Origin of the sequence: Porticoccus sp. (genome assembly GCF_041592135.1) — a bacterium.
In the GTDB taxonomy this organism is placed as follows: domain Bacteria; phylum Pseudomonadota; class Gammaproteobacteria; order Pseudomonadales; family Porticoccaceae; genus Porticoccus.
This window is the reverse complement of sequence record NZ_JBFHQR010000025.1, coordinates 1-22,094: the sequence shown is the minus strand read 5'-3', so window position 1 is coordinate 22,094 and position 22,094 is coordinate 1. Positions and strand designations below refer to the sequence as shown.

At 57.5% G+C, this 22,094-nt stretch carries 19 protein-coding genes and 1 tRNA gene; 16 read left to right on the top strand and 4 right to left on the bottom strand.

Annotation, left to right across the window (positions count from 1 at the left end; genetic code table 11):
• Nucleotides 1-300 precede the first annotated feature (300 nt).
• Nucleotides 301-2,469 carry a TonB-dependent hemoglobin/transferrin/lactoferrin family receptor gene (locus ABY948_RS04355; protein ID WP_461481289.1) on the bottom strand — a complete coding sequence of 723 codons (2,169 nt, stop codon included), beginning with the start codon at nt 2,467-2,469 and terminating at the stop codon, nt 301-303.
• 164 nt (nt 2,470-2,633) lie between these two features.
• Between ABY948_RS04355 and ABY948_RS04350 the strand changes: the two genes are divergently transcribed.
• The 6 genes from ABY948_RS04350 (at nt 2,634) to cobN (ending at nt 9,702) form a co-directional block, all read left to right on the top strand.
• A complete protein-coding gene (locus ABY948_RS04350; RefSeq protein ID WP_461481288.1) occupies nt 2,634-3,431 on the top strand; it encodes an energy transducer TonB in 798 nt (265 codons plus the stop codon).
• A gap of 79 nt (nt 3,432-3,510) precedes the next feature.
• Nucleotides 3,511-4,221: a MotA/TolQ/ExbB proton channel family protein gene (locus tag ABY948_RS04345; protein WP_461481287.1), complete on the top strand. Its 711-nt coding sequence runs from the start codon at nt 3,511-3,513 to the stop codon at nt 4,219-4,221.
• A complete protein-coding gene (locus tag ABY948_RS04340) occupies nt 4,221-4,649 on the top strand; it encodes an ExbD/TolR family protein (RefSeq protein ID WP_461481286.1) in 429 nt (142 codons plus the stop codon). Before ABY948_RS04345 ends, ABY948_RS04340 begins: the two co-directional genes overlap by 1 nt.
• Before the next feature lie 41 nt (nt 4,650-4,690).
• A complete protein-coding gene (locus ABY948_RS04335) occupies nt 4,691-5,284 on the top strand; it encodes a MotA/TolQ/ExbB proton channel family protein (protein ID WP_461481285.1) in 594 nt (197 codons plus the stop codon).
• A complete protein-coding gene (locus tag ABY948_RS04330) occupies nt 5,271-5,576 on the top strand; it encodes a DUF2149 domain-containing protein (RefSeq protein WP_461481284.1) in 306 nt (101 codons plus the stop codon). The genes ABY948_RS04335 and ABY948_RS04330 overlap by 14 nt, the downstream gene beginning before the upstream one ends.
• A 100-nt stretch (nt 5,577-5,676) precedes the next feature.
• On the top strand, nt 5,677-9,702 hold the full coding sequence (gene cobN / locus ABY948_RS04325) for a cobaltochelatase subunit CobN (protein WP_461481283.1): 4,026 nt from the start codon (nt 5,677-5,679) through the stop codon (nt 9,700-9,702).
• A gap of 135 nt (nt 9,703-9,837) precedes the next feature.
• On the opposite strand, the gene ABY948_RS04320 is transcribed toward cobN, so the two are convergent.
• Nucleotides 9,838-9,924: transfer RNA gene (locus tag ABY948_RS04320), tRNA-Leu, on the bottom strand.
• Between the two features lie 125 nt (nt 9,925-10,049).
• On the opposite strand from ABY948_RS04320, the gene queA reads away from it, so the two are divergent.
• From queA to ABY948_RS04295, 5 genes are all read left to right on the top strand, one after another.
• A complete protein-coding gene (gene queA, locus ABY948_RS04315; RefSeq protein WP_461481282.1) occupies nt 10,050-11,102 on the top strand; it encodes a tRNA preQ1(34) S-adenosylmethionine ribosyltransferase-isomerase QueA in 1,053 nt (350 codons plus the stop codon).
• A gap of 14 nt (nt 11,103-11,116) precedes the next feature.
• Complete coding sequence (gene tgt / locus ABY948_RS04310) at nt 11,117-12,226, top strand: tRNA guanosine(34) transglycosylase Tgt (protein WP_461481290.1); 1,110 nt, start codon at nt 11,117-11,119, stop codon at nt 12,224-12,226.
• Between the two features lie 124 nt (nt 12,227-12,350).
• Nucleotides 12,351-14,207, top strand: coding sequence for a protein translocase subunit SecD (gene secD / locus ABY948_RS04305; RefSeq protein WP_461481281.1), 1,857 nt, complete (start codon nt 12,351-12,353; stop codon nt 14,205-14,207).
• Nucleotides 14,208-14,216: 9 nt separating this feature from the next.
• Nucleotides 14,217-15,137 carry a protein translocase subunit SecF gene (secF, locus tag ABY948_RS04300; protein ID WP_461481280.1) on the top strand — a complete coding sequence of 307 codons (921 nt, stop codon included), beginning with the start codon at nt 14,217-14,219 and terminating at the stop codon, nt 15,135-15,137.
• A 167-nt stretch (nt 15,138-15,304) separates the two neighbouring features.
• A complete protein-coding gene (locus tag ABY948_RS04295; protein WP_305170088.1) occupies nt 15,305-15,517 on the top strand; it encodes a cold-shock protein in 213 nt (70 codons plus the stop codon).
• Nucleotides 15,518-15,681: 164 nt separating this feature from the next.
• On the opposite strand, the gene ABY948_RS04290 is transcribed toward ABY948_RS04295, so the two are convergent.
• Together ABY948_RS04290 and ABY948_RS04285 are read right to left on the bottom strand one after the other, a co-directional pair.
• Nucleotides 15,682-16,227 carry a lytic transglycosylase domain-containing protein gene (locus ABY948_RS04290; protein WP_461481279.1) on the bottom strand — a complete coding sequence of 182 codons (546 nt, stop codon included), beginning with the start codon at nt 16,225-16,227 and terminating at the stop codon, nt 15,682-15,684.
• 23 nt (nt 16,228-16,250) lie between these two features.
• Nucleotides 16,251-17,966 carry a proline--tRNA ligase gene (locus ABY948_RS04285; protein ID WP_461481278.1) on the bottom strand — a complete coding sequence of 572 codons (1,716 nt, stop codon included), beginning with the start codon at nt 17,964-17,966 and terminating at the stop codon, nt 16,251-16,253.
• A gap of 84 nt (nt 17,967-18,050) precedes the next feature.
• On the opposite strand from ABY948_RS04285, the gene ABY948_RS04280 reads away from it, so the two are divergent.
• The 5 genes from ABY948_RS04280 (at nt 18,051) to ABY948_RS04260 (ending at nt 21,918) form a co-directional block, all read left to right on the top strand.
• A complete protein-coding gene (locus ABY948_RS04280) occupies nt 18,051-18,479 on the top strand; it encodes an HIT domain-containing protein (protein WP_461481277.1) in 429 nt (142 codons plus the stop codon).
• A 138-nt stretch (nt 18,480-18,617) separates the two neighbouring features.
• Entirely contained in the window at nt 18,618-18,887 is a 270-nt protein-coding gene (locus ABY948_RS04275; protein WP_461481276.1) for an FmdB family zinc ribbon protein, read from the top strand.
• Nucleotides 18,888-18,956: 69 nt separating this feature from the next.
• Nucleotides 18,957-20,732 (top strand): aspartate--tRNA ligase, encoded by a 1,776-nt coding sequence (gene aspS, locus ABY948_RS04270; protein WP_461481275.1) that lies wholly within the window; start codon nt 18,957-18,959, stop codon nt 20,730-20,732.
• A 90-nt stretch (nt 20,733-20,822) separates the two neighbouring features.
• Nucleotides 20,823-21,569, top strand: coding sequence for a YebC/PmpR family DNA-binding transcriptional regulator (locus tag ABY948_RS04265; RefSeq protein WP_461481274.1), 747 nt, complete (start codon nt 20,823-20,825; stop codon nt 21,567-21,569).
• 79 nt (nt 21,570-21,648) lie between these two features.
• Complete coding sequence (locus tag ABY948_RS04260) at nt 21,649-21,918, top strand: hypothetical protein (protein ID WP_461481273.1); 270 nt, start codon at nt 21,649-21,651, stop codon at nt 21,916-21,918.
• The last annotated feature ends 176 nt before the right edge of the window (nt 21,919-22,094 follow it).

Below are 22,094 nucleotides of genomic sequence, written 5' to 3'. Positions count from 1 at the left end.
TCGAAGTTTTTTATAACCGACTGCGCAGGCACTCTGCCAATGGCTATGTAAGCCCGGCAGAGTTTGAAAGGATTGCGGCTACTGCCGCATAGTTAGAGTGTCTACTTTTTGTGGGTAGGACCACAGCTATTTGGATGTGCCTATTTCGCAACTTTGTATGAAACTCGGCCTGACAGATGATGTGTGGGGCACAAGGTGCGGGGTGTTTGTCGCAATGGATGGCCGCCTATAGGTAAGACAGGCCTGGTCGAAACCTGGCCTGTGCTTTTGGGGAGCGGATAATCCGTATCCTGTGTTGAATTAGAACGAATAGATCAGGCTCGCGGCAATATTCCGGCCGGGTTGCGTATAAAGGTCCAGATCGGTATCGCTGGACGCTAGACCTCGGACATCTTCATAGACCCAATGCTCCTTGCCGGTGATGTTATAGACGCCCGCTCGAAGTGCCAGGTTGCTGGTGACGTTGTAGTGGCCGGTCAGGTCGAGGATCCCGTAACCGGGGGTGGCAAAGTCATCTTCATCAGCCAATTCATCGTTGTCCTTGTTGCCTACCAGTGTCCAGTTCAATGTGGCGCCCCAGTTTTCATTCGGGGCTTGGTAATTCAGACCAAAGACCGCCTTCAATGGCGCCACAGTTTCCAGGGGCCTGTCATCGGTATCGTTTTCGCCATCGGCAAACGCGATGGCGACCTGCAGGGAGGTGCCGGTGGGCGCGCCAATGGCATCATCCAGCCACAGTGCAGCGCGGGCCTCCAGTCCCCAAATAGTGGCGGAGTCGATATTGCGTGACTGGGTGACACGGTCAAAGGAGGTGCTGTTAAAGGTTGAATCAACGGTAGTGGATTCAATAAAGTCCTTGTAATCATTGTAGAAAGCAACAAATTCAAAATTACCCAGGCCGCCGTTCATGCGCAGGCCCAACTCGTAGGAGTCGCTCTCCTCTGAATCCAGATCGGGATTGGGCAGCGTCAGATAATGGAAGCCCGGGCCGTAGTTGCGCTCACTGGCATAGTACAGATCAATCAGGTCAGGGGATTTAACGCCTTGGCTGTACTGGGCAAATGCCGAGGTAATATCAGTGATCTTAAAGACAGCGCCAAGACGGAATGTGACCTTGTCGCTGTCGTGATCGGCAAACGCCGCCGCGATAGTGGACGGCGGCATATAAGCGCTGTCTATTTCGGGTTTTGCTTCAAAGTTGTCATAGCGCACCCCGGGCGTGACCAGTAACCGGCCATCCATCAGCCTGATTTGATCCTGCAGGTAAAGGCCGTAACTGGTACCTTCCACAACGGGAACTGCGCGATCCAGTACATCCCTGCTCGGGTCTGTGGGGTATAACGTATTCTGTTGGTTGGTCAGCTCCGTATCATTGTATTCAAAACCGTAGGTGAGGTGGTGAGTACCCAGGGTTTTATCGAATTGGGCGGATAGGCGCCACAATTCTTCCTCGTGGGCGTAGTCCTTGATGCGGTAGATGGGCGAAGACGATCCAAACATGGTATGAGTCTCCTGGTCCATTTCGCTTTCCTGCCAGTCCACCTGCCAGTTCAGTGTATCGAACAGCGCATTGTCCCCCTGCCAGTTGTGGAAAAAGCTGGTCCGCTGGCGTTCGGTTTCATCATCGCCGTAATAAAAATCTGAATAGGAAGGGGAGTCCAGTTTTGCGGGCATATCCGTCCGGTTTTCCGCTTGGTGGTCTTCATGGGTGAGGCCAATTCGATGCTCCGGGTTCAGTTGATACTGCAGTTTTACCAGGATGTTATCGCTTTCAAAATCCTGGGAATCGCGATCGTTGTCACTGTCATCGTGGTTCTCCAGCTCATCGCTGTCACGGCGGGTATACAACAGTAATGATTCCAGGTTGCCGGTGCGATTAGCCAGGGTAAGGGTTTCTGACACGCTTTTATCCGAGCTGCCATAGCGGGTTTTGAAACTGCCACCGAAGCTATTGCCGGAGCCTAGGTAATCGGCGGGATCCTTGGTGGAAAAGGCGACTATTCCTCCCAGGGCGTCGCTGCCATAAAGGGTAGAGGCCGGGCCCTTGACGATTTCAACACGCTTGACACTGTCGATATCCACATGATTTCTTCCGGACCGTTGAAATGGGTTACCCGCCGGGGTGAAAGAATTGGCCTGGTTGATACCGTCTACGGTGATTTTGACCCGGTTTTCATCCATGCCGCGAATATTGAATCCCTTTGCGCCAAAACGTTGGGCGTCCCCTGTCCCGGATCCCACCTCTACGCCGGGTTCGTAGCGAATCATGTCGCGGATATTGCTGGAAATATCATTCTCGATGGTTTCTTCCGTGATCACGCTGACCGTATTGGGCACATCCTCCCGTTTCTGTTCGGTTCGTGTGGCCGCCACGGTGACTCTGTCCAGTTGAAAGGTGGTGGTCTTGTCTGCGTAAGCAGTGGCGGATAGGGCTATCAATATAGCCCCGGTGACAGGTGTGTATTTCATGTTAGACATCACGGCTTTTCCCCAGTTGATTTGCCAGTTAATGATAACGGTTATCATTTGTATTTCCGGGCGGATTATACATGGCCCCCTTGTTTTGTAAATGATAATGATTTGCATTAGCGCTTGGTGCTGGGTATTATCTTCCCGGTTACAGGGGAGGGCCGATGAAGTTTTTGCTGGCGTTGTCGGTGTCTTTGGCACTGCATGTCTTGTTTGTGCAGTGGCGCTGGGCACCTGTGCTTGAGGACTCGGGTAGTGCCGGTCGCGCTGCCTTGGCCATTCAGCAGATGCGTTTTGTTGAATTGAAAAAGCCGTCAGCCCTGGAAGCAAAGCAGGTGGCTGTCACGGAGGTTGTTACAGCGGAGCCTGAAAAAGCGCTACAGAGGAATCGCTCCCTGTTGCCGGAACCAGCCTTGCCTGCCAGCGTTGAATTTTCAACGACAGAGCTTGTTCGCGCAGACACGGGGACGCGCCATGAAAAATGGGTAACCGAAAACAGGGCCCGGGAAATGTCCCCGCCTTTGGCAAAAGAAGAGAACAGGGAAAAAGAGCAGGATCTTCCACCAGCGGTGGCCTCACCAGAAACTGAAGAGACTCTTTTGGAAAAGGTGGATAAAGAGATGTTGGCAGAGGTTGTCAGTACCAGTGAGGAGCGGGCGGAACACGCTGGTTTTGATCAGGTTCCGACTATGGACCAACCGCGCTATCGCCGGGCGTTCCCGCCCAAATACCCGCGCCTGGCCAAGCGGCGGGGCCAGCAGGGTACCGTCATGGTCAAGGCAAGGGTAGGTATTGAAGGAGAGGTGGAGGTGGTTGAGTTGCTTGAGTCGTCGGGCTATGAAGTCCTGGATAACTGTGCATTAAAAACGGTCAGGCAGTGGCAGTTTTATCCCTACCAAGTCAACCAGAAGCGCACTGTTGCCTGGGTGGAAGTGCCCGTGGAATTTACCCTCGGGCCTTAAAGTTGACCCAAAAACGCTGACCCAAATGGGGTCTTTTGCCGAACAGGAATTCTTTGGTTTATCGAATACAGGTGGGGATATGTTGCTAGATCACATTTTGAATGCAGGGCCGGTGGCCATGGTGTTATTGGCGCTTTCGGTGCTGGTATCGGCGCTTCTGATGGAGCGTCTTTGGGTGCAACTCAGTTACCCCTTTTTTGCCCGGAAGGAATTTGCCGAGTGCCGCCGGCTGGTTTGTCATCAGGAGTATTCACAGGTTGAAAAGCGCTTGTCTGGCAGACCCCATGGCTGGGAAACGGCAATCGCCGAGTTATTGAAGCACCGTTTGCTGGACAACGATACCCGTCAGCAGATGGCTGTCGGCTGGTTGGAAAATGAGCGCCGCTATCTCAATGCCCGTCTCAGATTGGTCGGTCTGATCGGGTCTATTGCCCCCCTGCTGGGACTGTTGGGAACGGTGTTCGGCATTATCGAGATGTTTAAGGCCATCGCCCATTCCACTGGCCCGGTGACCCCGGCGTTGCTGGCGGAGGGTATGTGGACAGCGATGGTCACTACCGCCCTGGGCTTGGTAATTGCTATTCCGGCACTGGCGGCCAGTCACGGTCTGGAACAGCTCAGTCAGGCCAGAATTCAGACAATTCAGGATGCGCTCAACGAGTTGAACCTTGTGATATCGGGTAAGGTCGCTAACGAAAAAAACGGTGGCACCGCGGTCCGTGCAGCGGGCAGGGACGCTGTTGAAAAGGCGGTAACTTTTCAGCCCGCGGTACTGGCGGGGACGGCCTGATGATTCAGTTGCCAGAGAACAGTCGTTCACCTTCATTGATGCCGGATATGACGGCACTGCTGGATGTCATCTTTATTCTTCTGGTTTTTATGATGTTGACGGCCAATGCCGCCCCCCGGCTGCTTCAGCTGGATTTGCCGCAAGCGGCTGCGCCCAGTGAATCCGTGGAGCCCGATGCCATTACCCTGGGAATTTCTGAAACGGGCCAATTCAGTATTGATCGGACGACTTATCCGGATTGGGCACAATTTCAACAGGCACTGACGGGGCGAATAGAGAAGGCGCGTCTGGTCGGTGAGCTGCCGCAGTTGCTGGTGGCAGCGGATAAGGATGTCGCTTTACAACCCTTTGTCAAACTGGCGGGCTGGTTATCGGAGCAGGGGCTGTTCGTGGCTGAAGTGGTGGTCAGTGACCGCAACGAGATGTAACGGGGGATAACAATGATTAAGCGGATTGAAAGGAATATTTTATGAATATCTTCTGGTTAGAGCAGATGATGTACCAGTTGTCGGGTTGGTTTATGGCGCCGGTACTGATAGCGATTGCCGTGCTGTTTCTCTACAGCCTGTATGCATTGGGTGGTTTTTCCGCCCAATGGTGGCAGCGCCGGCAGAACGCCTCTGCCTATCGCCGTGCGCTCCGGGGCGATGGAAACCCTGGACCTGTGCTCGGCGGCTATTCCCTCATGTCACAGTTCCAACGGGATGCCGGGACAACGATGGAAGAGCTGGATGTGATGGCGCTCAAGGAGCTGGAAGTGTTGCGTATCGTCACTCGCATCTCTCCCATGCTGGGTTTGATCGCCACCATGATTCCCATGGCGCCGGCGCTGAAAGCGCTGGGTGACGGCAACGTACAGGGTATCAGTGAAAATCTGATCATTGCCTTCTCGGCAGTGATCTTCGGCATGGTGATCGCTTCCATCACCTTCTGGCTGGCGAGTGTGAAAAAGCGTTGGCTGGCGGTGGAGCTGGTGGATATAGCGCGGTTGCGCCAGGCCTCGGGGCCAACAACGGAAGAAAGTGAAGAACTGGTAGATGAGGTGGTGCGTGAGGTTGCTTAATGAGGATGAAGAGCTCAATCCGGCCAGTTCCATGATTAACCTTGTGGATGTGTTCCTGGTGTTGATTGCCGCGCTGCTCATCGCGATTGCCCAGAATCCGCTCAATCCTTTCACTGCTGAAAACGTCACGGTGATCAAGAATGCCGGAGAGGACAATATGGAAATGATCGTCAAACAAGGCGAGACCATCGAGAAGTACGAGGCGAGCGGGGAAATCGGTGGTGGCCAGGGCGCCAAGGCCGGGGTGGCCTACAAAATGGCCGATGGTTCCATGGTCTATGTCCCCGAGTAATTCTCGGCGATCGGCTCGCGATAGCCATCCCAAAAAATTGATTGCCTCTGGTGTTTTTAAGTTGCTTTAACGCAATGTTTTCAAGAAAAGAGAAAAACTGATGCACAAGATATTTTCCATCGTGCTCTGCTGCGGTGCCTTCCTGTTGAGCCAATTAACTTGGGCCGGGGAGCCCGGGATATTGTTTGTCAACGGCATACACAGCAATAAAGCCAAATTGGCGTTGCTGAAGGAGATGGCGGCAGATCGCGGTTTGCGGATTGATCGCAAGCCCCAGAGTGAACTCGGCGATATGACACAGGCTGCGGCAACATTTTCGGCCTATGACCTGGTGGTGATGGAGGCCGTGTCCGTGGAGCAGAGCAAAATGGCGTTTGCCCAGTACACGCCGTTGGTTGCCGCAGGGAAAAATCGCTTTTTGGCGATCAACTGGCTGGAAAATGCCCAGTTGCGGCAAGGCCTCAGCAGTTCACAGGCCCAACTGCTTCACGATTACTATGCCAATGGCGGTACAGAAAACTTTAATCGCATGCTGGATTATCTGAAGTATAACGTTTTCTCCGATGACCCCAGGCCAATCGCTGACCCCATTGTGTATCCGGAAGTGGGTATCTATCACCCGCAATATGAGGGATTGGTTTTCGAGTCCCTGGAGCGTTTTCTGCAATGGCGTCAGGCTGACCCGGCAAAGCCGGTTATCGGTGTGCTGATGCAGCGGGCACTGATTGAGTCCGTTCAGACCCAGGTGGTGGATGCCACCATTCGCCAGTTGGAACAGCGCGGCATCACCGCAGTCCCTTTCTTCTTTGAACTCAGTGAAAAAACCTCTGATTACAAATACCTGTTGCAGCGCGACGGTAAGACTGCCGTTGATTTGATCATCAATTTCCGCGCCATTCACTGGGCCGGCAAACGCAGGCAGGAGTTTGCCGAACTGGGGGTTCCGGTCCTGCAGGCCCTGACCTACTACGATGGCAATCAGGCGCACTGGGAGCAAAGTACCCAGGGTATTTCTCCGGGGATGACCCCCTTTACCCTGGTGTTGCCGGAGTCGGCGGGTGTTGTCGATCCTATGATTGTCGCCGCGGTTAACGACGACAGCGGCGGTGCCGAAGTCATTGATTACCAGCTGGAGCACCTGGTGAACAAGGCAGTCAACACGGTCAGTCTCAAATATAAATCCAATGCCGAAAAGCGCATGACCGTCATGGTCTGGGGCAACCGGGATGTGGGCGCGTCCTTTTTGAATGTCCCCGAAAGCCTGCGGGTGATGAGCGCGCGGCTGAACAGCGAAGGCTACGGCATTAATACGGTGGACAGTGACTATTTCAGTGATCGTATCGACCGCATCCTCAGTCCGTTTTACCGGGACTATGAGCTGGACAAATTGTTGGAAGATGATTTGGCGGAACTGATGCCGGTGGCGGATTATCTCTCCTGGTTTAATACCTTGCCGGAGCAGGTAAGCAAACCGATTAACGACTATTGGGGTGATCCGAAAGACAACTTCATGGTGGTGGAGCGGGAGGGGGAGGCCCAGTTTGTGCTGCCGCGAATCCGCAATGGCAACATGCTGGTGATGCGCCAGCCACCGCGCGCAGATGACAAGGACGAGGACAAACGTATCTATCACAAGGGTACGGTGCCGATGAATCATTTTTATCTGGCGGCGTACTACTACGCGCGTCAATTCTGGAAAAGTGACGCCATTGTCCACTTGGGCACCCACGGTTCACAGGAGTACCTGGCGGGTAAGGAGCGGGGGTTGTCCATCTATGACCAGGGTAACCTGGCGGTCTGGGACACCCCGGTGCTCTACCCGTTTATCGTCGATGATGTGGGCGAGGCCATGCAGACCAAGCGCCGTGGTCGCGCCACGGTACTGGCTCATATGACACCCCCTTTCGCCGCGGCCGGCTTACAGGGAGACATGGCGCAGATCCACGAACTGATGCATCAATACAAATCGTTGGATGAGGGCGGTGTTAAGCAGAAAACAGGGCAGCAGATAGTCGAGAACTGTATCGCCAATAACATCTGTGACGATTTTGGCTGGAGCCGCGAACAGATCTCGGCGGATTTCGCTGGCTTCCTGGAAGCACTGCACGACTACCTGGTTGATCTTTCCGCTCAAAACCAGCCTCTTGGGCTGCACAGCTATGGTGAACTGCCGGAAACGGATCTGCTCACGTCTACCCTGGTGCAGATGTTGGGGCCCAGGTTTACTGAACGGGTAGCAGAATTCGAGGCCGAACACTTCAAATCCGAACCCCCGGGGCTCGGACACAGTTCAGGGCACAGCGCATCGCACCCTGAAGAGGAGCAGAATCAACGCGATGGTTTTAAAAACACCATCATGCAGGAGAGCGGCGACAGCCTGGAAGACCTGGTGGGATTTAAAACCGTGCGGAAATTCATTGTCGATGCGGCCGCCTCGGACAAGGTTCATTTTGACGACATGGGGGAAGAGCTGCAGTCCTTTATCCGTCAGGGCCGGGAGCTCTATGGCGACTTGACCGGTATTCGCGAAATGGAACATATGCTTGACGGTCTGGCGGGCAGGTACATTCCGGTAAAAAATGGTGGCGACCCCCTTCGCCATCCGGAATCCATCCCCACCGGTTTCAACCTCTATGGCTTTGATCCGTCCCGGGTGCCCACTAAAGCGGCTTTTGAACAGGGCCGGGAATTAACGGCAGGTGTCATTGCCGATTACTACCAAAAGCATGGAAAGTATCCGGATAAACTGGCCTTTTCCCTGTGGTCCATAGAAACCATGCGTCATTACGGGGTGCTCGAAAGCCAGGCGCTCTATGCCATGGGCGTGCGTCCGCAGTGGAGTGAAGATGGCCGTGTGATCGGCTCTGAAATTATTCCTGCCGCAGAGCTGAAACGCCCCCGTGTGGATGTGGTGCTATCTGCCACCGGCCTGTACCGCGATGCGTTTCCCGATGTCATGCAGCGGCTGGCCAACGCCATTGAGCAGGTGGCGGCGCTCAAGGAGGAGTCCAACTTTGTCTGGCGCAACAGTCAGCGCATCCGGGAGGAGTTAATTGCTGAAGGGATCGACCAGAAAGAAGCTGAATACCTGTCCACGGTGCGGGTGTTTTCCAATGCCTCTGGCAATTATGGCTCGGGGGTAGAAGATGCGGTTTTTGCCAGCGATAGCTGGGAAAGTGACAGTAAAATTTCCGACCTCTATCTATCGAGGATGGGCCACTTCTACGGCTCGGATAACAGCCGTTGGGGGCAACAGCTGGAAAAGGTGAATCTCTATGCCAAGCAGCTGTCGGGCACCGATGTGGCGATGTTTTCCCGCTCCTCCAATGTCTACGGCATGATCAGCTCCGATGACCCCTTTGAATACTTCGGCTCCCTGGCCCTGGCGGTACGCAATCTCGATGGCGCCAGCCCGGAAATGGTCATCAGCAATTTGCGCGATGCCAATAACCCCAGGGCAGAGGGGGCGGCTGAGTTCCTGGCAAAAGAGTTGCGCTCGCGGAATTTCCACAAACGCTGGGTGGAGGAAATGATGAAGGAGGGTTACAGCGGTGCCGTATCCCTGTCCGCCCATTTGAGCAACTTCTGGGGTTGGCAGGTGGTAGACCCCAATGTGGTCCGCGAAGATCAGTGGCAGGAATTCTACGAAGTGTATGTGAACGACAAATTGCAACTGAACATCGACGAATGGTTTCAGCAGGTTAACCCCGCCTCCCAGGCCCATATGCTGGAGCGTATGCTGGAGGCCAACCGCAAGGAGTACTGGCAGGCCGATGAGCAAACGCTTAAGGCGCTCATTGAGCGCTATGTCGAGTTGGTTCAGAAATATGACCTGTTTGTCGATAACGAAAAGCTGCGCGACTACGTGGATCAAAATGCCGCGGGTTTTGGCTTGAACGCCTTGCCTGCGCCAACCGAGCCGGTGTCTGCCGCATCGGCAGCGGCGACACAGGAAGTTCAGGGGCAAAAACTGGAAAAAATAGAGCACCCACAACCGGTAGAGGACGAATGGGATCTGCAGCTGTTGCTGCTGTTCCTGGTCTGCCTTGCCACCGTGATGCTGGGCGGTGTGAATCAGCTGCGAAGGCAGACTGTACCGTTAACCTTGATAACTTCTGCGGGTTGATCGGCGCCAGTGATTGCGCTCAGGCCAATGGCATCAGGGGCTGGGGGCGGGCGCACCACCGGGTAATGCCCGAACTGGCGTTGCCCGTTTGTCGTGCAACTAAAAACGCCCACTTAAAAAGTGGGCGTTTGCATTTGGTACCAGAGGCCGGACTCGAACCGGCACGCTTTTAAGGGCGGGGGATTTTGAATCCCCTGTGTCTACCAATTTCACCACTCTGGCACAGGGGCGCGATTATAGCAGCGGCCCTCGCATAATCAATAGAACAGCAATGCGTGCTGGCTGCGGAAGCTGGTCCTGTCGATGTATTTCCATTACCCTTGCGCCCTTTCACAATTTGACCTGTTATGCGCCGAGACCATTTCCAATACGATTTGCCCGATGAGCTGATTGCCCGCCAGCCTGCGGCCGAGCGCCGCGGCAGCAGACTGCTGGTGCTCGACGGGGCCGACGGTCAGCTGACACACCGACAGTTTCCCGACCTCTGCGAGCTGGCCAGGCCGGGCGATCTGATGGTGTTTAACAATACCCGGGTGATTCCCGCCCGCCTGTTTGGGTGCAAGGAGAGCGGTGGCCGGGTGGAAATGCTGGTGGAGCGCCTGCTGGATGATCGCGCTGTGCTGGCCCATCTGCGGGCCAGTAAATCCCCCAAGCCGGGCACCCGGCTGGATTTTGAAGGCGGCGCACGGGCCGAGGTCGAGGGCCGGGACGGAGACCTGTTTCGGTTGCGGTTCTGCGGTGAGCAAACGGCCCTCGAGATCCTGGAAAGCCACGGCCATATGCCGTTGCCGCCCTATATCGATCGGGCCGACAGCCTGGAGGACCGCGAGCGCTACCAGACGGTTTACGCCGAAAAACCCGGTGCCGTCGCCGCCCCCACTGCCGGCTTGCACTTTGATCAGGCGCTGCTGGCGCAGCTGCAGTCCATGGGGGTGGAGATGGCCCATGTGACCCTGCATGTGGGCGCCGGGACGTTCCAGCCGGTGCGGGTAGATAATATCCATGAGCACCGCATGCACGCAGAGGTGATTGAGGTGTCCGACGAGGTCTGCCGCAAGGTGGAGGAAACCCGCGCCCGGGGAAGGCGGGTGATTGCGGTGGGGACCACCAGTGTGCGCTGCCTGGAAAGTGCCGCCGCATCGGGAGCATTGCAGCCGATGAGTGGCGACACCGACATCTTCATTTACCCGGGTTACCAGTTCAGGGTGGTGGATGCGCTGATCACCAATTTCCACCTGCCGGAGTCCACCCTGCTGATGCTGGTCAGTGCATTTTCCGGTTATTCGCGGGTCATGGCGGCCTATCGTGAGGCGGTGATTAACCGCTATCGTTTTTTCAGTTACGGGGATGCCATGTTCCTGACCCGCAACCCCAATGCCGCAGAGGATATTCCCCAATGAGCCGCCAATGTTTTATGTCCTTTGAACTGGATGTCACCGACGGCAGGGCGCGCCGGGGGCGGCTGCGCTTCCCCCGCGGCGTGGTGGAAACCCCGGCCTTCATGCCGGTGGGCACCTGCGGTACCGTCAAGGGCATGTTGCCGAGGGACATTGAAGCCATCGGCGCGCAGATTATTCTCGGTAACACCTTTCACCTGATGCTGCGCCCGGGCACCCAGGTGGTGATGGAACACGGCGATTTGCATGACTTTATGCACTGGTCGGGGCCGATCCTGACCGACTCGGGCGGTTTTCAGGTGTTCAGCCTGGGGGAGATTCGCAAGATCTCCGAGCAGGGGGTGTCGTTTCGTTCACCCATCGACGGCAGCCCGGTGTTCCTCGACCCGGAAACCTCCATCCGCGTGCAGCAGCAGTTGGGGGCCGATGTGGTGATGATCTTCGATGAATGCACCCCCTATCCGGCCGCAGAGCAGCAGGCGAGATCCTCAATGGAACTCTCCCTGCGCTGGGCACAGCGCAGCAGGGATGCCCATGGCGATAACCCCTCGGCACTGTTCGGTATTGTCCAGGGCGGCATGTATGAAGCCCTGCGGGAGGAATCCCTGGCGGGCCTGGAAGCCATCGGCTTCGATGGCTATGCCATCGGCGGCCTGTCCGTGGGCGAGCCCAAGGAGGACATGATTCGCATCCTCGATCAGCTGCCACCGAAGATGCCCGCCGACAAGCCCCGCTACCTGATGGGCGTGGGCAAGCCCCAGGATATTCTCGAGGCGGTGCGCCGCGGCATCGATATGTTCGATTGCGTGATGCCCACCCGTAACGCCCGCAACGGCCACCTGTTTACCAGTGGTGGCGTGGTCAAGATCCGCAATGCGGTGCACCGTCACGACACCGGGCCGCTGGACCCGGAATGCGACTGCTACACCTGTCAGAATTTCAGTCGCGCCTACCTGCATCACCTGGAGAAATGCGGTGAGATACTCGGCGCGCAGCTCAATACCATTCACAACCTGCGCTACTACCAGAACCTGATGACGTCGATCCGCCAGGCGATAGCCGAACAGCGGCTGGATGACTTTGCCGAGCAATTTTACCGGCAGCAGGGGTTAGCCGCGCCGACTTGAGTTGTCGACAGTCGTCCCCATATAGGGTCGGGTAACTTTTATTTCCGGTGGGTTCGGCAAGGGCCAGCTTTTCGGCCTATAATGGCCCGCTTTATCAACCGGGACACAACACAAGAATAGTGATATGAACCGCTACCCGTTTTGGAAATACCTCCTCATTCTCTTTGTCGTTGCCCTCGGCGCAATCTATTCATTACCCAACCTGTACGTCCCCGACCCCGCGGTACAGATCTCCGGCCAGAGCAGTGGCACGGTGATTGATGAGCGCGTGTTGTCGCAGGTTGAAACGGCGCTGAAAGAGGCCGACATCGCATATTTTGGCGGGGAGGCGACGGGAGAAAACGGCCTGATTCGCCTGCGTGACCGCGAACAGCAGCTGCCGGCCAAACGCATTATCCAGCGCGCCCTGGGCTCCGAATACGTGGTGGCGCTCAATCTGGCCGCCACCACCCCCTCGTGGTTGTCCTCGCTGGGGGCGACCTCCATGAAGCTGGGCCTCGACCTCAGCGGCGGTGTGCATTTCCTGCTGGAAGTGAATACCGACGAGGCCATCGGCAAACGCATGGAAACCACCCTGCGGGAGTTGCGCGGCAGTATGCGCGAGGAGAAATTGCGCTATCGCTCGGTCAAGCTTGCGGAGGGTAAAACCATCGTCAGCAGCTTTGCGACAGCGGCGGAGCGGGAGCAGGCCAGCGAAATCCTGCGCCAGAAATACCCTGACCTCAGTCGCCAGCTGAGCGAGGAAAACGGCGAGTATGTGGTGCGTTCGACCCTGTCTGAAACGGCGGTCCGGGAGATTGAGGACTATGCCCTTAGTCAGAACCTCACCACGCTGCGCAACCGGGTCAACGAGTTGGGCGTATCGGAACCGATCGTCCAGCGCCAGGGCCGCAACCGGGTGATTGTCGAGTTGCCGGGGGTACAGGATACCGCCGAGGCCAAGCGCATTATCGGCAAGACCGCCAACCTCGAATTCCGTCTCGAGGCGGAGCCGGGCAAAATCGCCAACCGTGAAAAATTCGAGTTCCGCGATCCCAGCTCGCGACCCAGTGAGGCCTGGCTGGAGCGCAGCGTGGTGATTACCGGGGATCACGTCTCCAACGCCGCCTCGGCTTTCGACGAGAACGGCATGCCCCAGGTCAGCATCACCCTGGACAGCGAGGGCGGTGCCCGCATGAGTCGCGCGTCGCGCAAGAATGTCGGACGTCGTCTGGGGGTGCTGTTTATCGAGTACAAGACCCGCATGGAGTATTCCACCGACGAGAACGGTGAACAGGTTGCCACCGCGGAACGCTACGTGGAGAAAAAGATCATCAACCTGGCGACCATTCGCAGTGCGCTCGGGGTGTCGTTCCGCATCACCGGGTTGGACAATCCCCGCGAGGCCTCTGAGCTGGCACTGTTGCTGCGCGCCGGGGCACTCGCCGCGCCCATGTACTTTGTCGAAGAGCGCACCATCGGTCCGTCCCTGGGGGCTGAGAATATCGCCCTCGGCATCAAGTCGGTCACCATCGGCATGCTGGTGGTGCTGGCATTCATGCTGGTGTATTACCGGGTGTTCGGCTTGTTCGCCAATATCGCCCTGGGCATGAACCTGGTCATTCTGGTGGCCGCGATGTCGATCCTCAGCGCGACGCTGACCCTGCCGGGTATCGCGGGTATCGTGTTGACCATCGGTATGGCAGTGGATGCCAATGTGCTGATTTTCTCGCGGATCAAGGAGGAACTGGCCAACGGCATGCCGACGCAGTCCGCCATCAACGCCGGCTATGACCGGGCGTTTGTGTCGATTCTCGACGCCAACCTGACCACCCTGATTGTGGCGGTGATTCTCTATGCGATTGGCTCCGGACCGGTGCAGGGATTCGCCGTCACCCTGTCCATCGGTATCCTGACCTCGATGTTTACGGCCATCGTGGGAACCCGGGCGCTGGTCAATCTGATCTACGGCGGTCGCGCCATCAAGAAAGTCTGGATTTAGGAGCTGGCCATGAAAACACAACGTATTCTCAATTTTATGGGCAGCCGCAAAGTGGCGGTGGTCTTCTCGTTGACCCTGGTGCTGTGCTCAATAGTCTCCCTGTCTGTGAAGGGGCTGGTGTTTGGCCTGGACTTTACCGGCGGCACCCAGATTGAAGTGGGTTATCCCCAGCCCGCCGATCTCTCGGTCGTGCGCAGCCAATTGAGCCGCAGTGGTTTCGAAAACCCGGTGGTGGTGTACTTCGGCTCGGAAAGCGACGTGCTGATCCGCATGCAGGGCAAACCTGGCGATGGTTTGGCAGAAGCTGTACTGAAATCCCTGGACCCGGAAGATCGCGGCGACCTCGAGCTGCGCCGGGTGGACTATGTGGGTCCCCAGGTGGGCGAGGAGCTCCGCGAGGACGGCGGTCTCGGCATGCTGGCGGCGCTGGCGGTGGTGATGCTGTATGTGGCGATCCGCTTCCAGTACAAATTTGCCATCGGCGCGGTGGTGGCGCTGATTCACGATGTCATCATTACCCTCGGCTTCTTTTCTATCACCGGTCTGGAAGTCGACCTGACCGTGTTGGCCGCGGTGCTGGCGGTAATCGGTTACTCGCTCAACGATACCATCGTGGTGGCGGACCGCATTCGCGAAAATATTCGCCTGTTGCGCGCGGCGGAACTGATCGATGTGATTAATGAATCCCTCACCCAAACCCTGGGTCGCACGGTGATTACCTCGTTGACCACGGTGTTTGTGTTAATCGCGCTGTTCCTGTTCGGTGGTGAGTTGATCCATAACTTCTCCATTGCCCTCATCGTGGGGATCGTGATCGGTACCTATTCTTCCATCTACGTGGCGGCGAACACACTGCTGTTGATGGGCATGAAGCGCGAGGATCTGCTGCCTCCGGAAAAAGAGGGAGTGGAATTCGACGGCCTGCCCTGAGCACTTTTGCGACAGGTTTATGGTGCCGGATAGATGTGTTTGAGGGTAAATATTTTTGCTTGCGTGTTTCGGCTGGCCGCTGTTAAAGTGGTCATTGCGGGTGTCTGAAACGCCCGTATTTTTTCCGCCGATCCAAGTGTTGGCAATTAAGTGTTTACGAGGATGATATGTCAGATTTAGTTACCGGTACCGTTAAGTGGTTTAACGAAGAAAAGGGATACGGCTTCCTGGCTCAGGAAGGCGGCAAGGATGTATTCGTGCATTTCAGTGCTATCAACGGTACTGGCCGTCGCACGCTGTTTGAAGGCCAGCAGGTTTCTTTTGAAGTGACCCAAGGCCAGAAAGGCCCGCAGGCACAAAACGTAACCGTTATTGCTTAAGGCTCTTTAATTAGGGTGTACTGAAAAATGCCAGCTTTTTAAGCTGGCATTTTTTTGTTCTTTTTGCATGCCGCAAAGCGGAATTCCCTGGCGGGTGCTCTGCGGGCGGGCTTGTTTTTCGAATACCGGACATCCCGGCGATGCACTGGTGAGAAGCGACGCGTTTAGCGCCAATGATCCCAGGCCACCAAGACCAGTTCCGAGTACCAATTCTTGCCATAGCTGCCGTTGTAGCGGGCCAGTGCCGGCGTCAGGTTGCCGTCTTCCATGTCGAGATAGTATTTCAGGATCGTGCAACCGTAGCGCAGATTGGTGTCCACTTGGGTGAGATTGTCCTCTTCCCGGCCGATTTCCTTTTTCCAGAACGGCATGACCTGCATTAGCCCCTGCGCGCCGGCACGGGACACCGCGTAGGAGTCAAAGCGGCTCTCGATCTGGATGACGGCCAACACAATTTCCGGAGACAGTCCCGCACGGGTGGCGGCGCGGTGGATTTTGCGCAGCAGTTCCAGGCGTTGCTGGTTGTCGGGAATGAATTTTTCCAGCTGGCTGGATTTTGCCATCAGCCAGACTTCGGCATCGAAGCGATCTTCGAAGCTGTCAGCCCGGGCAATGGTGGTTTTCAATAGTGCGACCAGTTGCTGGTCGATCTCCTGTTCGGCCAGCGCGGGGAAAGGGCCGGCGAGGAGGGCAGTCAACCCTCCCGTCACAAGCCATTTTCCCGCTGTCTTGATCATTTAGTAGCCTTGCTCAAAAACGCGATCAGTTCGTCGAGGGGGATATTGCGGTTCTCGCCATCACGGCGGTGGCAATATTCCACTTCGCCCTGCTCCAGGCCCCGGTCTCCCAGTACGATGCGGTGGGGGATGCCGATCAGCTCCACATCCGCCAGCATTACGCCGAGGCGCGCCTTCTCTTCATCCATAAATAGCACATCAAAGCCGGCTTGCCGAAGATCGGCATACAGTTTTTCGCAAGTTTCGCGAACCTGTTCGGATTTGTGCATGTTGATCGGCACCAGCGCAATCTGGAAGGGCGCCAGTGCCTCGGGCCAGATAATGCCCCTGTCGTCGTGATTCTGTTCGATGGCCGCGGCGACCACCCGGCTGACGCCGATGCCGTAGCAACCCATGATCATCACCTGCTCGCGGCCTTCTTCGTTGAGCACCCTGGCATTCATGGCTTCACTGTATTTGGTGCCGAGCTGGAAGATATGGCCCACCTCAATGCCGCGCTTGATCTCCAGGGTACCTTTGCCGTCGGGACTGGGATCGCCGGGCAGGACATTGCGGATGTCGGCCACGTCTTGCAGCGGGCAGTCCCGTTCCCAGTTGACCCCGCTGAGGTGAAAGCCCTCGAGGTTGGCGCCACAGACAAAGTTGGCCAGCTGGGCGGCGCTGCGGTCGACAATCACCGGGATCTTCAGGCCCACCGGGCCAATGGAGCCCACCGTGCAGCCCAGTGCCTGCAGCACCTGCTCTTCGCTGGCAAAGGTCAGCGGTGCGCTGACCCCGTGCAATTTTTCCGCTTTCAGGTCGTTGAGGTCGTGGTCGCCGCGCAGCACCAGGGCCACCAGTGGCGCCTCCTCATCGTCGCCGAGCACGATCAGGGTCTTGGCGATCTGGTCGGCACTCACAGCGAGGAATTCGCTGACCTGTTCGATGCTGTGCTGGCCGGGGGTGGCCACTTCCTGCATGTCGGCTTCGGGGGTGGGGCGCAGTCTGACCGGGGCCAGGGCCTCCGCCATTTCCACATTGGCGGCGTAATCGCTCTCGGTGGAGAAGGCAATGTCGTCTTCACCGGAGGCGGCCAGCACATGGAATTCGTGGGAGTAGCTGCCGCCGATGCTGCCGGTGTCCGCCAGTACCGGGCGGAAGTCCAGTCCCAGGCGGCTGAAGATGGCCGTGTAGGCGGCGTGCATGGCGTCGTAGGTCTGTTGCAGGCTGGCCTGGTTGGTGTGGAAGGAGTAGGCGTCCTTCATGATGAATTCCCGCGAGCGCATGATGCCGAAGCGGGGGCGGATTTCATCCCGAAACTTGGTCTGGATCTGGTAGAAGGTGGCCGGCAGCTGCTTGTAGCTGCGCAGCTGGTTGCGCACCAGGTCGGTGATCACTTCCTCGTGGGTGGGGCCGAGGCAGAACGAGCGCTCGTGGCGATCGGTCATGCGCAGCAATTCCGGGCCATACTGCTCCCAGCGACCGGATTCCTGCCACAGTTCGGCGGGCTGGGTCACCGGCATCAGTACTTCCTGGGCTCCGGCGCGATTCATTTCCTCGCGGACGATGGCCTCCACCTTGCGCAGCACCCGCAGTCCCAGGGGCAGCCAGTTGTAGAGTCCCGCGGCCAGCTTGCGGATCATTCCGGCGCGGATCATCAACTGGTGACTGATGACTTCGGCGTCGGCGGGGGTTTCTTTCTGGGTGGTGATCAGATACTGGCTGGCTCGCATGGTCTATTCTTTATCTTGGAGGTTGGTGGGAAAGGCGCTATTTTACGGCGCTGCCCGCTTCGGGTACAGAAAAGAGGTTGTCAAATGTTTGAACTTCATCCCCGTCTGGCGGTGGATACCGTCGCCGTCGGCGACTTTCCCCTGTGCCGCCTGTTATTGCACCGGGACGCCAACTACCCGTGGTTTATTCTGGTGCCCCGCCGCGAAGAGATCACCGAGATCTATCATCTCTCCGAGGAGGATCGCCAGCAATTGACCCGCGAGTCCTGTCTGTTGGCGGAGGCGCTGGTGGATGTGTTTTCGCCGGATAAAATCAATATCGCGACACTGGGCAATATGGTGCCGCAGCTGCACATGCACCACGTGGTGCGCTACCACGCCGACGGCGCCTGGCCGAGCCCCATCTGGGGTGCGCTGCCGCCGCTCCGGTACAGCGACGAACTGTTGCACCACCGTGTCGAGTCGATTGCCAACGTGCTCGAAGGGCCCGATTTTACCCCCGGCGCCGATTAGTCCCGCAGCGCCTGACGCCGGGGAGCCCGTCAGCGGGATTCCGTCCGGATTCAATCTTCTAGCACCCGTTTTACTGGGGTATAATGCGCCGCTTTTATCAGGGGGCGTTTGGCCCGGTTAAGTAGTGGGGTGTTGTCCATGCCTATTTATGGTTATCAATGTCAGTCCTGCGGCCACGAAATGGAGGCCCTGCAGAAAATCAGCGACAGTCCCTTGACTGAATGTCCTGCCTGCCATGAGCCGGCCCTCAAGAAACAGCTTTCCGCTGCCGGTTTCAGGCTCAGTGGCAGCGGTTGGTACGAAACGGACTTCAAAAAGGGCAACCGCAAAAATCTGGCGGGGGAGCAGTCCTCCGACAGCAAGGGGGCCAAGCCCTGTCAGGCGACAGGTTCCTGCCCCAGCACGTGATAAACGCGCCTGAACAGGCGATGCCGGATTCCTGCCCCGGCTCCATTGATTTAAATACGGGAAAAGAGAATGCGTACAAATTATTGCGGTGTGCTCGGCACGGAACACATCGACCAGGAAGTGACACTCTGTGGCTGGGTGGACCGCCGGCGGGATCATGGGGGTGTTATCTTTGTCGACCTGCGCGACCGCGAGGGCATCGTGCAGGTGGTGTTTGACCCCGACTGCGGCGAGCACTTTGCCGTTGCGGATCGGGTGCGCAGTGAGTATGTGCTGCAAGTGCGCGGACGGGTTCGCGCCCGCACCCCGGAAACCGTCAATCCCGACATGGCCACCGGCCAGATCGAGGTGTACGGTTTGCAGCTGGACATTCTCAACAGTTCGGAAACGCCGCCCTTCCCCCTCGATCAGCACAACAAGGTCGGCGAGGATGTGCGCCTGCGCTACCGCTACCTGGATCTGCGCCGCCCGGAAATGCTCAACAATATGCGTTTCCGCTCCCGGGTCACCAACATCATCCGCAATTTCCTCGACGAGCGCGGCTTCCTGGATATTGAAACACCCATCCTGACCCGCGCCACGCCGGAGGGCGCCCGCGACTACCTGGTGCCGAGCCGCACCCACGAGGGCAAGTTCTTTGCGCTGCCCCAGTCACCGCAGCTGTTCAAGCAACTGCTGATGGTGTCCGGTATCGACCGCTACTACCAGATCGCCAAATGTTTCCGGGACGAAGACCTGCGGGCCGATCGCCAGCCGGAGTTCACCCAGGTGGACGTGGAGCTGTCCTTTACCAGTGAAGAGCAGATCATGGCCATCAACGAGGAAATGATCCGCACGCTGTTCCAGGAAGTGCTCGATGTGGATCTGGGCTATTTCCCGCGCATGCCCCACAGCGAGGCGATGCTGCGCTACGGCAGCGACAAGCCGGATCTGCGCATTCCGCTGGAACTGGTGGAAATCAAGGACCTGATGGCCGGGGTGGAATTCAAGGTGTTCTCCGGTCCCGCCAACGATCCCAAGGGTCGCGTCACCGCGCTGAAGGTGCCGGGCGGCAACGAGATCAGCCGCAAGCAGATCGACGAGTACACCAAGTTTGTCGGCATCTACGGTGCCCGCGGGCTGGCCTACATCAAGGTCAACAACAAGGACGACCTGGAAGAAGGGCTGCAATCACCCATTGTGAAGTTTTTGCCCAATGAGGTGCGCGCCGCCATTCTGGAGCGCACCGGGGCAGAAAACGGCGACCTGATTTTCTTTGGCGCCGATCAGGGCAAGGTGGTTACCGAAGCACTGGGTGCGCTGCGCTGCAAGCTGGGCGCCGACCTGAATCTGTACACCTGCGCGTGGGCGCCGCTGTGGGTGGTGGACTTCCCGATGTTCGAGGACGACGAAGAGGGCGGCTGGACTTCCCTGCACCACCCTTTCACCCGTCCCGCCTGTACCCCGGAAGAACTCCAGGCGAACCCCGAGGCGGCGCTGTCCATCGCCTACGACATGGTGTTGAACGGCACCGAGCTGGGCGGTGGTTCGATCCGCATCCACAATCCCGACATGCAGCGGGCGGTATTCAAGGTGCTGGGAATCAGCGACGAGGAAGCGGACGAGAAATTCGGTTTCCTGGTGGACGCCCTGAAATTCGGCTGTCCGCCCCACGGCGGCCTGGCCTTTGGCCTGGATCGCCTGATCATGTTGATGACCGGCAGCCAGTCCATTCGAGATGTGATCGCCTTCCCGAAAACCCAGACGGCGGCCTGTCTGTTGACCAACGCCCCTGGTGGGGTGGACAACAAGCAATTGCGCGAGCTGAATATTCGTTTGCGCGAAAAACCGCAGCAGGAGGGCTGAGCCGGCGGGCTCAGTCAGCGTTAAGAGACGACAGAATAATAAATCGGGCGCACTGACGCCCGATGCAGTTGAAAGTGGAGGGTTCTGTTTATGGCAGGTCACAGTAAATGGGCCAACATCAAACACCGCAAGGCGGCCCAGGACGCCAAGCGGGGCAAGATTTTTACCAAGCTGATCAGGGAGCTGGTGGTCGCCGCGAAGACCGGCGGCGGCATCCCGGAAGATAACCCCCGCCTGCGCGCCGCGATTGACAAGGCGCTCGCCAATAACATGAAGCGCGATACCATCGACAAGGCCATCGCCCGCGGCGCGGGTGCCGGTGACGCGGAGAATTACGAAGAAGTCACCTACGAGGGCTACGGTGTCGGCGGCATCGCGGTGCTGGTGGAATGCATGACCGACAACCGCAATCGCACCGTTTCCGACGTGCGCCACGCCTTCAGCAAACGCGGTGGCAATCTGGGCACCGATGGTTCGGTGGCGTACCTGTTCACGCGCACCGGCCAGATCAGTTACCCGGCCGGTGCCGATGAGGATCGGATCATGGAGGCGGCGCTGGAAGCGGGCGCCGAGGATGTGGTCGGCAACGATGACGGCTCCGTCGATGTGCTCACCGCCTGGGAAGACTTCTCCGCGGTGAAGGATACGTTGATCGCCGCTGGGCTGGAGCCGGAAAATGCGGAGGTGACCATGCGGGCATCCATCGCCGTGTCCCTGGACAGGGAAGCGGCAGAGAAGCTGCTGGCACTGGTTGACCACCTGGAAGATTTGGATGATGTACAGAATGTCTACACCAATGCGGATATCTCCGATGAGGTGATGGCTGAGTTCGATTGATACCCCGGTCGGGCTCTGTTAACGGTGGGCGAAGGTCCACTCTTTCAGTAACAAAACGAGTAATCAGAGGAGAAAGACGATGAAAGTGTTGAAGAAAACTGCGGACTACACCGTATACCAAAAGCGCTCAGGCCGTTTCGCGGTGCAGGGTGCCGACAAGAAAACCATCAATGGCGAAGCGAAAGTGGCTATCCTGCTCGCCGAGGGCTATGTGAAACAGGCAGAGCCGAAAGCACCGGAAGCCCCGGCCGAAGTGGTTGAAGAGGCCACTGACGTTGCCACTGAAGTCGCCGCCGAAGCCGAAGAAGCGGCTGGCGAAGGTGAGCCGGAAGCACCTGCTGCCGAGTAATCCTCTGCGGCAGTATCCAAGGCGGCCCCTGTGGCCACTGCTGTCCCACAGTTTGGGATAAATGAAAAAGCCTGAGTCTGAGAAGTTATAATGTGAGTGCGAACAAACGTTATAATTTCAGAGGGCTCAGGCTTTGTCGCATCATAACACCGCCTTTCATCAATTGCTCAAACCCG

Coding starts and splice junctions, on each gene's coding strand:
- queA (WP_461481282.1), top strand. CDS start 10,050: ATGCGCCGAGACCATTTCCAATACGATTTGCCCGATGAGCTGATTGCC.
- ABY948_RS04295 (WP_305170088.1), top strand. CDS start 15,305: ATGTCAGATTTAGTTACCGGTACCGTTAAGTGGTTTAACGAAGAAAAG.
- ABY948_RS04285 (WP_461481278.1), bottom strand. CDS start 17,966: ATGCGAGCCAGCCAGTATCTGATCACCACCCAGAAAGAAACCCCCGCC.
- ABY948_RS04260 (WP_461481273.1), top strand. CDS start 21,649: ATGAAAGTGTTGAAGAAAACTGCGGACTACACCGTATACCAAAAGCGC.
- ABY948_RS04340 (WP_461481286.1), top strand. CDS start 4,221: ATGATTCAGTTGCCAGAGAACAGTCGTTCACCTTCATTGATGCCGGAT.
- ABY948_RS04280 (WP_461481277.1), top strand. CDS start 18,051: ATGTTTGAACTTCATCCCCGTCTGGCGGTGGATACCGTCGCCGTCGGC.
- ABY948_RS04275 (WP_461481276.1), top strand. CDS start 18,618: ATGCCTATTTATGGTTATCAATGTCAGTCCTGCGGCCACGAAATGGAG.
- ABY948_RS04355 (WP_461481289.1), bottom strand. CDS start 2,469: ATGAAATACACACCTGTCACCGGGGCTATATTGATAGCCCTATCCGCC.
- aspS (WP_461481275.1), top strand. CDS start 18,957: ATGCGTACAAATTATTGCGGTGTGCTCGGCACGGAACACATCGACCAG.
- ABY948_RS04335 (WP_461481285.1), top strand. CDS start 4,691: ATGAATATCTTCTGGTTAGAGCAGATGATGTACCAGTTGTCGGGTTGG.
- secD (WP_461481281.1), top strand. CDS start 12,351: ATGAACCGCTACCCGTTTTGGAAATACCTCCTCATTCTCTTTGTCGTT.
- ABY948_RS04345 (WP_461481287.1), top strand. CDS start 3,511: ATGTTGCTAGATCACATTTTGAATGCAGGGCCGGTGGCCATGGTGTTA.
- ABY948_RS04265 (WP_461481274.1), top strand. CDS start 20,823: ATGGCAGGTCACAGTAAATGGGCCAACATCAAACACCGCAAGGCGGCC.
- tgt (WP_461481290.1), top strand. CDS start 11,117: ATGTCCTTTGAACTGGATGTCACCGACGGCAGGGCGCGCCGGGGGCGG.
- secF (WP_461481280.1), top strand. CDS start 14,217: ATGAAAACACAACGTATTCTCAATTTTATGGGCAGCCGCAAAGTGGCG.
- ABY948_RS04350 (WP_461481288.1), top strand. CDS start 2,634: ATGAAGTTTTTGCTGGCGTTGTCGGTGTCTTTGGCACTGCATGTCTTG.
- cobN (WP_461481283.1), top strand. CDS start 5,677: ATGCACAAGATATTTTCCATCGTGCTCTGCTGCGGTGCCTTCCTGTTG.